At 63.8% G+C, this 14,527-nt stretch carries 12 protein-coding genes; 6 read left to right on the top strand and 6 right to left on the bottom strand.

All coding sequences use genetic code 11. From position 1 onward, the window contains the following. Positions 1-37: 37 nt before the first annotated feature. Together KZJ38_RS05620 and ptsP are read left to right on the top strand one after the other, a co-directional pair. Positions 38-415, top strand: a complete 378-nt coding sequence (locus tag KZJ38_RS05620; protein WP_219799162.1) for a PTS glucitol/sorbitol transporter subunit IIA — start codon at positions 38-40, stop codon at positions 413-415. 105 nt (positions 416-520) lie between these two features. After that, on the top strand, positions 521-2,581 hold the full coding sequence (ptsP, locus tag KZJ38_RS05625) for a phosphoenolpyruvate--protein phosphotransferase (RefSeq protein ID WP_219799163.1): 2,061 nt from the start codon (positions 521-523) through the stop codon (positions 2,579-2,581). 32 nt (positions 2,582-2,613) lie between these two features. Here the strand turns inward: ptsP and KZJ38_RS05630 are convergent, their stop codons facing one another. Together KZJ38_RS05630 and KZJ38_RS05635 are read right to left on the bottom strand one after the other, a co-directional pair. After that, on the bottom strand, positions 2,614-3,309 hold the full coding sequence (locus KZJ38_RS05630; protein ID WP_219799164.1) for a response regulator transcription factor: 696 nt from the start codon (positions 3,307-3,309) through the stop codon (positions 2,614-2,616). Beyond that, on the bottom strand, positions 3,299-5,458 hold the full coding sequence (locus KZJ38_RS05635; protein WP_219800134.1) for a PAS domain-containing sensor histidine kinase: 2,160 nt from the start codon (positions 5,456-5,458) through the stop codon (positions 3,299-3,301). The genes KZJ38_RS05630 and KZJ38_RS05635 overlap by 11 nt, the downstream gene beginning before the upstream one ends. Before the next feature lie 1,107 nt (positions 5,459-6,565). Here KZJ38_RS05635 and KZJ38_RS05640 point away from each other — a divergent pair. From KZJ38_RS05640 to KZJ38_RS05655, 4 genes are all read left to right on the top strand, one after another. Beyond that, a complete protein-coding gene (locus tag KZJ38_RS05640; protein ID WP_219799165.1) occupies positions 6,566-6,829 on the top strand; it encodes an H-NS family nucleoid-associated regulatory protein in 264 nt (87 codons plus the stop codon). Between the two features lie 265 nt (positions 6,830-7,094). Then, entirely contained in the window at positions 7,095-8,054 is a 960-nt protein-coding gene (locus tag KZJ38_RS05645) for an AraC family transcriptional regulator (protein ID WP_219799166.1), read from the top strand. 47 nt (positions 8,055-8,101) lie between these two features. Beyond that, positions 8,102-8,302, top strand: coding sequence for a hypothetical protein (locus tag KZJ38_RS05650; protein ID WP_219799167.1), 201 nt, complete (start codon positions 8,102-8,104; stop codon positions 8,300-8,302). A gap of 92 nt (positions 8,303-8,394) precedes the next feature. Beyond that, a complete protein-coding gene (locus tag KZJ38_RS05655; RefSeq protein WP_219799168.1) occupies positions 8,395-8,850 on the top strand; it encodes a DUF3331 domain-containing protein in 456 nt (151 codons plus the stop codon). Between the two features lie 41 nt (positions 8,851-8,891). Here the strand turns inward: KZJ38_RS05655 and KZJ38_RS05660 are convergent, their stop codons facing one another. The 4 genes from KZJ38_RS05660 to KZJ38_RS05675 form a co-directional block, all read right to left on the bottom strand. After that, positions 8,892-9,851 (bottom strand): homocysteine S-methyltransferase family protein, encoded by a 960-nt coding sequence (locus KZJ38_RS05660; protein WP_219799169.1) that lies wholly within the window; start codon positions 9,849-9,851, stop codon positions 8,892-8,894. 273 nt (positions 9,852-10,124) lie between these two features. Then, positions 10,125-11,567 (bottom strand): cytochrome-c peroxidase, encoded by a 1,443-nt coding sequence (locus tag KZJ38_RS05665; RefSeq protein ID WP_219799170.1) that lies wholly within the window; start codon positions 11,565-11,567, stop codon positions 10,125-10,127. A 176-nt stretch (positions 11,568-11,743) separates the two neighbouring features. Further along, positions 11,744-13,621 (bottom strand): phospholipase C, encoded by a 1,878-nt coding sequence (locus KZJ38_RS05670; RefSeq protein ID WP_219799171.1) that lies wholly within the window; start codon positions 13,619-13,621, stop codon positions 11,744-11,746. A 567-nt stretch (positions 13,622-14,188) separates the two neighbouring features. After that, positions 14,189-14,506 (bottom strand): hypothetical protein, encoded by a 318-nt coding sequence (locus KZJ38_RS05675; protein ID WP_219799172.1) that lies wholly within the window; start codon positions 14,504-14,506, stop codon positions 14,189-14,191. Positions 14,507-14,527: the final 21 nt, after the last annotated feature.

The raw sequence follows: 14,527 nt of genomic DNA on the forward strand, positions 1-14,527 counted from the left end.
ATCGAACGATGACGATGACCTTCTCTGGAAACGGAATATGCACTACTACAAAACGGTGATCTCGGAAGTCGGTCCCGAAGTGCCGGAGCTTCTCGAAGGCGGCGTGCTGATTCTGTACGCGGACGGCGCGCCGCCCGAGCTTGCCGAAGTGTCGGTGCTGCATCGTGTCGAAGAGGCGCAGCAGCAGGCGCCGCAAGCGGGTTCCACATTGCGCATCGGCGGCATCAGCGCGTTCGTTACGGCAGTTGGCCCGAGCGCGTGGAACAAGGTCAGCGAACTCGGTCACGTCGTGATCAATTTCAATGGCGCGGACGAAGCGCAGCGGCCGGGCGAGATCTGCGCGCAGCCGGTCGACACGGGCGAACTGCTCGCGTGCATGAAGCGCGGCACGATGATCGAGATCGCGGATCGCTGAGCCGTGCGCGCGCGCCGCGAGCGCGGGCCCCGGCAGCGACGCGCTCGGCGTTCCTCGTGCGTTGCATGCGCATGCGTTCAATCGTCCGTGCCGTGACGTCATGGCATGTCAGACGGGAAGGTGAAGTCGATGCTCGAAACAGCGGTGGTGGTGAAGGTGACCGAAGGGCTGCACGCGCGGCCGGCGACGCAGTTCGCGAAGCTCGCGAAAGAGTTCTCGTGCTCGCTGCAGGTGCTGCACGGCTCGACCAGCGCCGATGCGAAGTGCGCGGTGAAGCTGATGCTGCTTGGCATCCGCGAGCACGACCAGATCGTATTGCGCGCGGACGGCGCTGACGAAAGCGACGCGGTCGAGCGGATGGCGCAGTTCCTGTCTTCGCCGGAAGCGGGCGTGCAGCAGGCGACAGCCGCGCGAGCGGCCGATGCGGCGGCGTGCGGCGCGGAGCCGGTCACGCTGGTTGCTGCTTCGCGAGCCGGCGCGAGCAATAGCGATAGCAGTGGCACAAACAGTGGCGCAAGCACTGGCGCTGGCGCCCGATCCGAGACGCCTGCTGAAGAAACCCCGCCACTGCTTGGCATACCCGCAAGCGAAGGCCTCGCATTCGGCGACGCCTACGTTTACCTTCCCGAGCCATTACAAGCGACGCGTCAGTTCATCGAGCCGCACGAAACAGCAGCCGAAGCCGTGCGCTTCAACCGCGCATTCGACGACGCACTGGCCGCGCTCGACAGGCAATTCGACACGATGGGCGATCACGACGGTATCGCCGAAGCGCTAGTCGGTGTCGCGCAAAGCGACGAATTCGCAGGCGAGATCCGCGCGCGCATCGCGGCAGGCCGCGACGCGGCGGCAGCGACGCTCGAGGTCGGCGCAACGCTCGCGGCATCGTTCGAAACGATCGCCGACGAATATCTGCGCAGCCGCGCCGACGATATTCACGGCATCACGCGCCAGGTCGTGCTGCGCCTCACGGGCCGGCAGGACGTGAGCCTCGCCGGGTTGACGAAGCCCTGCGTCGTGCTCGCCTCGGACCTGACGGCGCCGGACCTTGCGCGCGCGAACGTTGCGAACATCGTCGCGCTCGTCTGCACGCGCGGCAGCGCGACATCGCATCTGGCGATCATCGCGCGCTCGCACGGCATTCCCGCGGTGTTCGGCCTGTCCGTCCCCGACGAGCGTTTGCGCGGCGTCGCGCAGGTCGCCGTCGACGGCGCGCTCGGCCACGTGTGGTTCGAGCCGACGTGCGCCTTGCAGGACCAGTTTGCGGCGCGCATCGGCGAAGCGCGCGCGAACCGCGCCGCGCTCGACGTCTATCGCGATGTCGAGCCCGTCACGCGCGCGGGCCGGCCCATTCGCATCGCGGCGAATCTCGGCTCGCCCGATGAAATCGATGCGGCGAAAGCGGCCGGCGCGATGGGCGTGGGCCTCTTTCGCACCGAACTGCTGTTTATGAACCGCCGCTCGCTGCCCGGCGAGCACGAGCAATACGACGTGTACCGGCGCGTGGCGGAGGCATTCGCGCCGCATCCGGTGGTGATCCGCACGCTCGATATCGGCGGCGATAAGCCCGTGCCCGGCATTGCGTTTCCACACGAAGACAACCCGTTTCTCGGCTGGCGCGGTGTGCGCATGTGTCTCGACCGTCACGACGTGTTCAAGCCGCAACTGCGCGCGCTGCTACGCGCCGCGACCATCGGCAACGTGCAGGCGATGCTGCCGATGATTTCCGACATCGATGAAGTCCGCCGCGTCAAGGCGCTGATGGCCGAATGCGCGCGCGAGCTCGCGAGCGAAGGCGTCGCGTTCGGTGAACCGAAGCTCGGCATCATGATCGAAACGCCGGCGGCCGCCTTGACCGCCGATCTGCTTGCGCCCGAGGTCGACTTCTTTTCGATCGGCACGAACGACCTCACGCAATACGTGATGGCCGCGGACCGCGCGAATCCGAATCTCGCGTCGCTCTATCGATGCGATCACCCGGCGGTGCTGCGTGCGATCGCGATGGTGTGCGACGCGGCGCAACGAGCCCGTATCGAGGTCGCGGTCTGCGGCGAGGCGGCCGCGCAGCCGCGGATGATTCCGGTGCTGGTCGGTCTCGGCGTCGACGAACTGAGCATGAGCCCGGCGTGCGTGCTGCGTGCGAAGAAAATCGTCAGCGAATTGTGATGTCGTGAGGCTGCCTGAAAGCAAACCCGCGGCTAGATCCGGGGCGACGTTCTCAGCGTCACAAACGACGGCGCGCCGAGCGCTGCCTTCACCCCAAGCGCTTCCGCCTTCAGAACGAAATCGGCGAGCGAGCGCGCTTCCATCTTCTTCATGGCCTGACTGCGGTAAATTTTCACCGTGATTTCACTCAGCTTCATCTCGGCCGCGATCTGCTTGTTCAACAGGCCGCTTGCGACGAGCGCCATCACCTCGCGTTCGCGCGGCGTGAGCGATTCGTAGCAGCGCCGCAGGCCCGCGAACGACCGGTCCGCCTGGCGCCGCTCCTGATCGGCGGTCAGCGCCTCGGAGACCGCGTCGAGCATGTCCTGATCGCGAAACGGCTTGGCGAGAAAATCGTGGGCGCCGGCTTTCATCGCTTTCACCGACATTGCGATGTCGCCATGCGCGGTCATGAATACGATCGGCATGCGGATCTGGTGCGCGGCGATCTGTTCCTGCACCGCCAGTCCGCTTTGCCCCTTGAGGCGCACGTCGAGAATCAGGCACGCCGGCGCGTCCGGCCGTTCGGCGGCAAGGAAATCCTGCGCGCACGAGAATGTCTTCACCTTGAGGCCAATCGAGCGCAGTAATGTACTGACGGCATCGCGCATCGATTCGTCATCGTCGACGACGTAGACGATCGCGTTATCCGCGACGTTCAAAGGTTCGTTGGCGGCTTCACTGCTCATTGCTGTCTCCCATCGTAACGGGCAGGGTAAATTGCAGCACGGCGCCGCCTTCGGGCGGCGACTCAGCCCAGATGCGACCGCCGTGCGCTTCGACGATAGAACGGCAGATCGACAGTCCGATGCCCATGCCCTCGGACTTGGTCGTGAAAAATGCTTCGAAGAGCTGCTCGGCGTGTTCGGCGCTGATGCCGGTGCCGGAGTCCTTGACGATCACATGCGCATGCTGCGAATCGGCCATGCGCGTTGCGACCCACATCCGTTTTGCGCGGCCGGTGACCGAGGCCATCGCCTGCGCGCCGTTCATGATGAGGTTGATCAATACTTGTTGCAACTGTATCCGGTCGCCGTCGATCTGCGGCGAGGGCGTGACATAGGCGATTTCGAGCTCGACGCGATGATCGTGCAGCTCGTGCAATACGAGCTCGATCGATTCATCGACTAGCGCATTGAGGTCAAGCGCCGCATGCGTGGGGCCGCGCTTTTGTGCCATCGAGCGGATCCGCCAGACGATGTCGCTCGCGCGCTTTGCGCTGCGAATCGCCTTGTCGATCGCTTCGCGCGCTTCGGCCAGATCGGGCTCGGCGCGGTCGAGCCAGCGCAGCGCCGCATGACCGCAGGTGACGATCGCCGCGATCGGCTGGCTGACCTCATGTGCGATCGACGCGGTCAGTTCGCCGAGCATGGTGACGCGCGTTACGTGTGCGAGTTCGGTCATCGAGCGCGTGAGCGCCTCTTCGGTCTGTTTGGCTGCGGTCACATCCATCAAGGCTCCGACATACTCGAAGCGCCCGGACTGGCGAGCGCTCAAGTGAGCGACAAAATGCACGTGTTTGACGGACCTGTCCGGCATGAGGAGCCGGTGCTCGATATCGATGAACGGCGCTTCGGCGAGTACCTGCCGGTAGCTCTGGCGCACGAGCGCGACGTCTTCGGGATGCGTGCGCGCGAGGATCAGATCCATTCCCGGAACGACGTTGGCAGCATAGCCGAAAATGCGAAAAGCCTCTTGCGACCAGAGCATTTCACCATCCGGAAGTTTCATCGCGATGCTGCCCGTGTGCGAGAGCCGCTGGCCTTCGGCAAGAAAGGCTTCGCTGCGCTCGAGCGCTTCTTCCGCGCTTTTGCGTTCCTCGATATCGGTATTGATGCCATACCAGCGCACGATTTGGCCGGCCGTATCGAAGAGCGGCTCCGCGCAAATATGCATCCATCGATAGAGCCCGTCCTTGCGGCGCAGCCGCGCGGTGCCTTCGAACGACGAGCCGGTCGCGACGGCGGTGCGCCAGTCATTTTCGAGTCCCGGCAGGTCATTCGGATGAACCAGCCTGCGCCATAATCCGGGGTGGTTCTGGGTTGGATTGACGCGCTCGATGTCGAATGCCTCCCAGCGTCGATTGACGGGTTCGATCTCGCCATCGTGCGTCGACGCCCAGATCATCCCCGGAATCGCTTCGAGCATCGCGCTCATTTCGTCCTGTTTGCGCTGCAATTCCGCCTGCAGGTGTTTGCGGCAGGTGATGTCGTTATCGGTAGCGAGCACGGCGCGCGGCTTGCCGCGTTCGTCGCGCAACAGCGCAAGCCGGCTGGCGATGATCACGACGCGGCCGTCGTCGCGCGTGCGTTCGAGTTCGCCGTCCCAACGGCCTTCCCGTAGCAGCGCCGCGCGCGCCTCGGCTGCCTCGGCTGCATCGGGAAAGCGCGTTTGCGTGAGTTCGTGAATCGGCTGCGACAGCGCGCGATGCGCGGGATATCCGTAGAGCTTTTCCGCGCCCTGATTCCAGAACGCGATGCGGTCTTTCATGTCGTAGACGACGATCGCGTCGTGCGTGAGGTTCAGCAGATGAATCTGCTCGATCAGACGCGCGGTGCTCGTCTGATGGCGCACGGCGATGAGCGACGTGACCGCGATCGCGACGAGGCTCATCGCGCCGCGTCCGCCGGCATCGCCCGCGATGCAGTCCGTATGCGACAGGGCGAGCGCGATCAGCGTCAGCGTGGAACAGGTCCAGGCGGCGATGATCGTCGCGCGCCGCGAGCCGCTCATCGCGACGAGCAGGACCACGACGACATACAGAACGGCAACCGCGATATGAAGCGGCGTCAGCAGGTCGGCGAAAAACACAGCGGACGCAAGCGCCGCGGCGAGCATCCGGAGCGCGCGAGCGTCAGGGCGGCGCACCTGTTCAAATGTGCGTCTGTGCAATTTCACGGCAACTGGGAGAGCGCACCGTGACTGTGCTGGAGGCACCGACACGATGTGACAGAAGATCGATCTGTTCGGAGCGGATACGTTGCCGCCAGGAACGGCATCGCTTTCCGCCAAAAGCGCGATATATAGCACGGCCGTGAAGTCGCCGAAAAGTCGAACAGTGCGCAGTGTGGCGCGGCGGCATGAAGAATGCCCGCAGTCGCCGGTCCTTCGGGCAGGCCGGCATGGCGCGCTGGCACGCCGTATGGCCGGATAAACACACATCAATCGTGACGGACACGCGCGAGTGGCGCGGCCGCTGGTGAGCGCCGGCATCGGCCGCCACTCAATCCATGCGCGACGCGAGTCGCGGCACGAAGCGAACAGATAGCGGTACGAAATCTCGCGCCCGATGCAGCATGCGGCCATGCCACTCCTCGCGCATAGCCCGGTGCGAGCGATGGCGACCCGATGCGCGGCCCGATGGACTTGTTTCCAGTTGCCCTTTCCTCTTGACGCCGAAGAGCGCGCTTCAGCGATGCGCGTTTTATTTTGTTTACCGCGGTGCGGCCGCAGTGCCGACCGCTGCGCTGTCGATACATGGCGCTGCCGGCGTGCATTTTCCGGCGATGCGTTGTTCGCAGGTCACAGCGACCAGGCACAGCGACCAGGCCCGGCGACCAGGCCCGGCGATACCGGTTGGTACCCACCGGCATCGAGTGTAGTCATTGGGTATGCGCCGTCGTTTAGCGGCGTTCGCGATTTGTCGAAATCGCACGATACGAGCACACGGCATGCCCGTTCACACGAGATAACCGCACCCAACTGCTGGTGTGAACTGCCGTTTGGGCGATCAGCCGGCAGCGCATGCGAAGCGGCTTCGCGCGAGCCGTGCGTGCGCAAACACCACATCGGGCTCGGCCGGACGTGCATATTTGAATCGACACGTGCTGTTCGGCAAAGGCTGGGCCCGCGAGCGCCGGTACTCTCGCCGCAATGACGACGCATTGAACGTATTTGGGGTTGAATCTTTCCGAATTGTCCCGAATTGATTTCCGAGGAGCTTGCATGACCCGCGCAGCACCCCAACCTCTCGAAGGCGAAGCGCGCGAACGCATGATTCGCTGGATTTTGCGACGCATGAAGGAATGCTGCATCACGTTTGACGCGCTCGAGCAGGCGCTTGACGACGAAGTGCGCGAACGCGAGGCGATTCGCTACCGTGACGCATACGGCAATACATGGACGGGTGCGGGCGACATGCCGACATGGTTGCGGCGCGCGGTGGCCGCCGGGCAGAGTATCGAGCATTTCCAGACGCACGGTCTGTAGTGTTTTGATCCACCGTCATAGGTCGCGCCGCGGGTATGCGGGCATCTGATTCCGTACGTTGATTGCCGTGATCGACAATTGCGCGTACACACAGTACGCAAATCGGATTAGACGATTAAACCTGCAGATGAGTTGAGCAAACCAACAGTGGCTCGTGTCAATCCTTTGTAGGGCTAGTTGGACGGGGTCCGTTCGGATACCTTTGAGTGAGCGCGGGAAACTGCTATTCCCGCATCGCATGACACTCTCTTCGTGCAGGCCGCTCATGATTGCCTTGTCGACTAATCCAACTGAAATCGCCACGGACGCCGTGCGCAGAAAAAACGGCAACCCGATCCATTCCGAGCATCACTGGCGTTACCCCGTCGTCGACGAAGCGCGCGATTCGCTTCCGTATGGGGAAATGATGGTCGCGCGCTGGACGCGCAATGACGCCGGTTCCTTCGAGGCGTCTCACCAGGGGCACGCGGGTTACCACTGCATCGGACTGAACCTCAAATGCACGACGCTCAATTTCGAACATGCGGGGCGCACCATCGTGTCGGGCCGTGTGACGGCGGGCGCCGTGCAGGTGACCGCGCCGGCGGTGCCGGTCAGCGTGCGCTTCGAGTCGCCCGGCGACGTGCTGCACCTGTTCGTGTCGCAACAGGCGCTCGCTGAATGTTTCGAAGACCTGTTCGGCCATGCGCACGCTGGAGACATCGTGCTCGCCGATCCGCGCATTCTGCGCGACCCGACGCTCGAGCGGCTCGCGCAGGCGCTGGCGGTTTCGCATTCGACCGACGCGGCCTCGGGCAAGCTGTTCACCGACAGCGTGTGCCTCGCGATCGTGTCGCGGCTCGTGTCGCGCTATTTCACCGCGGCCGCGCGGCAAACGCGCGAAGCGGCCGCGCTGCCGCAGTGGCGCATGCGCCGCACCATCGAATTTATCGAGGCGCATTTGTCCGACTCGATCGGCCTGGCCGAAATGGCGCAAAGCGCGGGGCTCACGCGCATGCACTTTGCCGCCCAATTTCGCCGCGCGACCGGCCTGCGCCCTCACGAATACCTGCTGCGCCGGCGGATCGAGCACGCACAACAATTGTTGACGCGCTCGAAGCACAGCATGCTGGATGTTGCATTGAGCTGCGGGTTCCGCTCGCAGTCGCATTTCACCGCAGTCTTCAAACGGTTCGTCGGCGATACGCCGTATTGCTGGAAGGTCAAGACGAACGTCAGTCAGTGAACCGGCGGCCTCGGGCCGCCGCGAAAAGAGTCACGGAGATAAGAACGATGAGCAAACCTGTACCCGCGCGCGGCGCCGAAGCTTTATTCGCCGCGGCGCGGCAGACGGCGTCGCCGCCGATTATCTATAGCAAACCCGTTGCGCCCGAGCTTCCCCAGCCGTACACCTTGCCGCCGGGCGTGGCGGCGCGCCGGCATGCGCAGATCCTGAACTGCTGTGTCGTCAACGGACGGCGCAAACCGGAATGAGCGGATCAGGCAAAACGCGCGGAATAAACGAAATCAGTGAAACAGGCGAATCAAGCGGATTGAGCGGCACTTCCTTGACGACGAGGTGATTCATGCTGGCCAAGATGATGAATGCGTGCGACCCGTGGCGACAGACCATCGGTTTGCTCTCTTTGATGTCGGGTCGCACGGACCCAGCGGTGACAAGGCTCGCGGCGCTGCACGTGCAGTTCGAACGGAGGAATTGCCCGCTGCCGATCGCGGGCGAGCGCTTCGATGCGCAGGTGGCGCTGATCGAGCGGCCGACGTCGGCGACCGCGACCATCGCATGGCGCGATGCGACGCACTGCTCGTATGGCGATCAGCTATGGCATGCGGCGCGTGCGCGGGTGAATGGGGTGTGTGCGATGAGCGGACTCGCGATCCATGTCGGCGACGCGGTGTTCAAGCCGCGCCGCGGCCGGCCCGCACCGCTCAATGCGAGCGCGATGATTCTTGCCACGGTGCTCAACGATGCGGCCAACGTCGGCGCGCAGGCGCGCTTTCCGGCAACGCCGGCGGCTGCATGAGCGGTGCGGCGCGAGCGGCCGCATGAGCGCCTGATGAGCGCCTAATGGGCGGCCGGTACCGCTCCCTTCAGCGCGCGGCAGATCTGTTCGACATGGCGATCGTCGGTGCCGCAACAGCCGCCTGCCACGTTCATCCGTTGCAGGAAGCGCCGTAGCGCAGCGTACTGCGCGCCGAGTTCGGCAGGGTCGCCGTCGTCGAGTTCGGTGGCTTCGTCGAGTTCCGCGTGGCTGCGCCGTGAGGCATTCGCGCGCACGCCGCGAATCCGCTGCAGCCAGCTTCCACCTTGCCGCAGCGTCGTCTCGAAGTGCGCCGGGTGCGCGCAATTGATCAGGTAGTACACGGGGTAGCCGTCCGATTCGCCATCGGTGCGTTCGATCGCGTCTTCGAGCGTGTCGCCCGACGGCAGCCGGCCATCGGTTTCGACCGTAAACGCTATCGCGACCGGCAGCTCGCATGCTTTCGCGGCGAGCGCGATGCCGAGCGCTTCGTCGATGTAGTTCATCGTGAATGCGCCGGCCATGTCCGCCTCGCTGGCGGCGAAGGCTTCGAGTTGCGGCCGGTGATACGCAGCCGCATCGATGGCGCTCATTCGCGTGTCGACGCGGTAACCGTCGCCGCGCGGACCGAGATTTCCGCTGATCACGATCGGTACGTCGCGTGTTTGCCACGCCGCGCGCACGCGCAGCAGAAGATCGACGGCTTTGCGATTCACAGCGGCGAGCGCGGCCGCGTCGTAGCCGAGCCGTTGGCCCCAGTCGGGGTTCGCGCGCCATGTCGGCGTTTCGAGCACGATGCCGACGCCTTCGTCGCGCGCGAGTGCGGCATAGCGCACGAAGTAGCGCTCAAGCGTCGCGGTGCCGGCATTGTCCTTGAGCAGATCGAAGGCGGCGAAGCACGGCAGATCGATCTGGTCGTGGAAGATCAGCGTCGTTTCGAGGCCGCCGTCGGCGATAAAGAGCCGGTCGCCGAGCTGCGGCAGCCGGGTGCGGTAGAGGCTCATCGCGTACTCCTGTGCGAAAGCGCGCGGACGATGAACGCGCGCGAACAGCACAGGCGTTCGCCTCTGCGAGCAGGTCTGCATGCCTTACGAAAAGCTTTCGAAACGAGTGTAGGCGTAAAGGCGCAGCGCGGCGCGCTTTTTACTTTTGTTCGCCGCCTGCTGATGAAGCCGCTTTTAAACGCCGCTGAAAAGACAAACGCCGACGCTTTGCAAGAAAGCGCCGGCGCTTCGGTGCGGCCCTGGCCGCCGCGACAGATTAACGGACTGCGCGGATCAGTTGCCCGCAGGCTTATATCCGTCGGTCAGCGTATTCATGAACGCGATGATGTCCTGAATCTCGTCGTCGGTCATGGCCGGCTTGTCGCCGGGCTTGCGGTCGAACGGCGCGTCGGCGACGTCGATATTCGCCTGATATTTCGCCGGCAGATCGTCGTACTTCTCTACCTTGCCCGACGCATCTTTCGGATAGATCTTGTCGGGGTTCGTGTTGCGCAGGTTATAGAAGTCCATCACATGCTTGAGGTCGTGATAGACGCCATTGTGGAAGAACACATGGCGCGTCGCCGCGTTGCGCAGCGTCGGCGTGAGGAACATGCCGCAGTACTGCGTGAGGTCCTTCACGTCGTCGCGGAAGGGTCCGCACACACCCATGTCGTAGAACTTCGGATCCTTATTGATCGCGAGGTTGTGATTGCGCGGCACGCCGAGCGCCTCATATTGCGTATCGGTGAAGAGCGGCGGCAGGCCGTCCGGCGTCGGCTTGCTCAGGTGGCAGGCCGCGCAGTCCGCCTTCTCCGGATCGTTGAACAGACGCATGCCGTGCAGTTCCGCCTGCGTGAGGCGCGCCTTGCCTTGCAGCCAGTAATCGTACTTGCTCGTGAACTGGTGGAAGGAAGGGTCTTCAAGCTGATAGCGGCCCACGGCGAACATCGCTTCGTCGACGAGCAAGTCCGGCCGGTTGGCGATCGAGTCGCCGAACAGCTTCTTGAACTGGTCGAGGTACTTCGCACCGACCAGCTTGTGCGCGACGTCGGCAACGCTCGTATTGGCCATTTCGACCGGGTTCAGCATCGGCCCGATGGCCTGGTCCTGCAGCGTGCTCGCACGGCCGTCCCAGAAGAGGCCGCCTTGCGGCACCATCGCGGGCGCGGCCGGTGCAACGCCGGCCGTCTTCACGGCGCGCTGCACGCTCGCCGCGCTGGCCGCGAGCTGCTGGAGGCTAACCGGCGCCGCATCCATGTCGTTCTGGTCGGGACCGATGCTGAACGGCGCCTGTCGGTACAGATACGTAAGCGACGGCGGCGGCCGGTAACCGGCGTCGGTCATATGCGGTCCGCCGAGCTGCACTTCGAGATTGTTTGCCGGGCCATACGCGTGCTCGGGGCTATGGCACGACGCGCACGACTGCTTGCCCGACGCGGACAGGGAGGTGTCGAAAAAGATTTGCCGGCCCAGTTGGGCGACGGCGCTCAGCGGCTGCTGCGGCGGCAAGACCAGGTGGACCGGTTGCGGGTTCGCGCCGGTGATGTCTTCGACGATCGTGCCGATCGCAAGCGGCATCCGCTCCGGATAGATCGCGGCGTAAGCGGCAAGGGCGGTGCATCCGGCCGCGACGACGGCCGCCGTCCAGCCCACGACGTGCCTGAGTGATCGTTTGGTGGCGCCGGGGTTGTCGGCAGACACGGTGGGCGGCAGGGTGTTCGGACGAAGACTCATGGCGATGATGGCAACGGGGGATAAAGCAAAAAAAATGTCGAGCCAGCACCCTCTGGGCAGTGGCTCGACACGAATTACGACTTGCGACGCGTCCCGCTACGCGGCGCCGTGTACACGGCGACCACCGGTGCGCGGCACCGCGCAGGACAGGAAGCGTCTTTCATGCACACTACCGATCAGTTCGTCGGTGCCGCGGCGAGCTTCGTGCCGACGTTCTCGTCGAGGAACAGCGTCGGCGTGTTGCCGGTCGTGTTCAGCATGCTTCGCATGTCGCCAGCGTCGGCATCGAACGAACCGTTGCCAAGACGTTGGCTGCCAAGCCAGTTGTCTTCGATGAACTTCACGACCGACGCTTGCGTGATCAGCGTGTGGTCGACGAAGTTAGCCTTCGCCCACGGCGAGATCAGGATGAACGGCGTACGCGTACCCGGGCCGCAACGGCCGTTCACCGCGCCACCGTTCACGCCGGTCGGCTGCTTCGCGTTCGGAGCGGTACACGAGCCGACAGCAGTCAGTTCGTCCGCGCCCTGGAAGGCCGGTTTGGTGGTGGCGGAGCTGTTGCCTGCCGTCACCGTGAGCGTGGTGTCGAACGACGAGTGCTGAATCGGTGGCACCGCATGGTCATACCAGCCGTCCGAATCGTCGTACGCGATGACCACAGCGGTGTTCTTCCAGTCCGGTTGCTGCTGGAGGAAGTTGACCACCTTCACGACGAACTGCTGCTCGTCGAGCGGGTCAGAGTTGCCCGGGTGACCATCGCCAACCGCCGGCGCCTTCAGGAAGCTGACCGACGGGAAGTTGCCCGCCGACACCGCCGAGAAGAAGTCGTCCGTGTCGTACTCGTGGTGAACCGGCGTCGCCGTGTTGTCGAGGGTCGGCTCGGTGAAGCCGATCATCGTGGGCGACGACGGACGCTGGTGAGTCGGGTTCGCGGTCGACGGGAAGTACTGGAACCAGTTGTGGTGCTGCGTGTAATCGGTCGGCGAGCTGTTCAGTACTGACGAGAACGTCGTGCGCTTGCAGCCGGTCGTGCCGTTTGCGTTCACAGTCTGCAGGTTGAAGCCGCCCATGAAGCCGCCCCACGTGATGTTCTTCGCGTTCAGCAGATCGCCGATGTTCTTGACCTGCGGCAGGTACTGCATCACGACTGCACCGGCGCTGTTACCCTGGTTCGTGCAGACGTCGCCTGCCGGGTCGAGGTCGCCGATCAGCGTGAAACCGCCCACGCCGTCCGGGATCGCGTTGCCCGACGGCGACGTGGTCGTGGTGACCAGCGTGCCGAGGCTCGCGTCGGTGGTGGACGTCGTCTTGAACATCTGGATGCCGTTGCTCTGTCCGGACACCACTTCGACCGCGCCCGGCGTCGACGGACCGAACGTGTCGGTCCACGCGTTGTCGCTCATCGCGAAGTTCTGCGCGTAGTTCCACAGCGCGGTGACCGTGTTGCCGTCGAAGTAGCCGAGCACCTGCGCGGCCGAACCGAACGAGCCCGTGCTGCCGGTGATGACGCTGTTTGCCGACGTGAAGAGCGGGAACGCGTCCATCTTGTTGTTGTCGGCGGCGAGCTGCTCCGGTCCATAGCTATGGCTCTGGCTCTTCGTGTTCGCCTGCGTGCGGTCGAGGCGGAACGGTTGCGACAGCGTCGTCGTCAGCGTGACGCCGCCGATATTAGGCGGCTGGGTGGCAACGCCATTGACGGTCGCGCTAGTCGAGATATTCGGCGACGTGGCGGCGCCGTTCGGATTGTTCGGGGCCAGCAAATTCTGGCTTTGCAGCGTGTTGATGTCCTTTTGCGTGTTCGCGGCAGCCGTGACTTGCGGTTCGCCGACCGCGTTCGTCGAATTCGGGTACGTCGCGAAGTAGTGGTCGAACGAAACGTTCTCACCGAAGATCACGACGAGGTGCTTGATCGGCGTAGCCGTCTGCAGTGCGTCCTGCGGGCTGACCGAGGCGGCCGGCGCCGACGACGGACTGCTGTTGTCGTCGTCGCCGCACGCGGCGAGCGTCAGCAGCGCTGCTGCTAACGCCATGGGTAGGATCGCTTTGCGAAACATAGAAGGGGGGCTCCAATTTTCAACGTCGCTGTTCCAGCTCGCCCGTCTCGCGCGTGGTATGAGCTGGGATTCTTTGTTGTTGCCGGTTGGTACAGCCGCAGGCCTGCAGACCGCTCCGATGGAACAGCGCGAATTGGAACACCGCCTTATTAAGCTTTTGAGGCGCAAAAGTTTCTAAAACCTTTCTTGATTTTTCTATTTCATTTTCATGGGGTGAGCCCTACAGATTCACAACGAGGCGCAACGGGCGTTTCGCGGGCAGTTCGCGCGCGCGAAAAATAAACGGTAATAAAAAAAACTGTGTTGTCGCGAACGAACGGAATCGCTTCGCCTGCACGGACTGCGAAGCGTCTGCAAGCGCCTGTTCTATCGGGAATAAGGGCTGCCGCGGCTTCGTTAAGACGGCGCCGCGCACGCGCGAAATATGGTTGCAGTAGCATCTTTCGATGTGGCGACCGCTGCGCCATGGCCTGCAAAATGTTCAGCGTTTGTGTAAATTCGCGCTTGGTCGGTCGATGTGCGTCGCGTAAGCACCGCGCATCGGCGTTGCACGATCCGCGTAATGTTTCATATAGATCGCGGAAAGGAGATGGAAAGAATTTGTCGCCAGTCTTTTAACCCGTAGCGAGACTGTGATCGGACCACACTCGCGGTCCCTTCGAAGAAGTGAAGCGCATCACCCCGCGCCTCCACCAACCGGTCACCGTCGTACGCGGTGACCGCGATGCCGACAACGATCTCATACGCGCCGCAGCGGTTAACGTGCGGCGCGGTTGCATCTTTTGCGGCGTCGAACCGGATGAGGCGCGGACGAGACGCGAATGCGGCGATGTCACCGCGGGCATGCAATGCCTTGCAGTGATGCACCGTGCTGGCGGCATTCAAGCGCTTTCCCTGTAACCGTTC

It is taken from the genome of Paraburkholderia edwinii, assembly GCF_019428685.1.
Lineage (GTDB): Bacteria > Pseudomonadota > Gammaproteobacteria > Burkholderiales > Burkholderiaceae > Paraburkholderia > Paraburkholderia edwinii.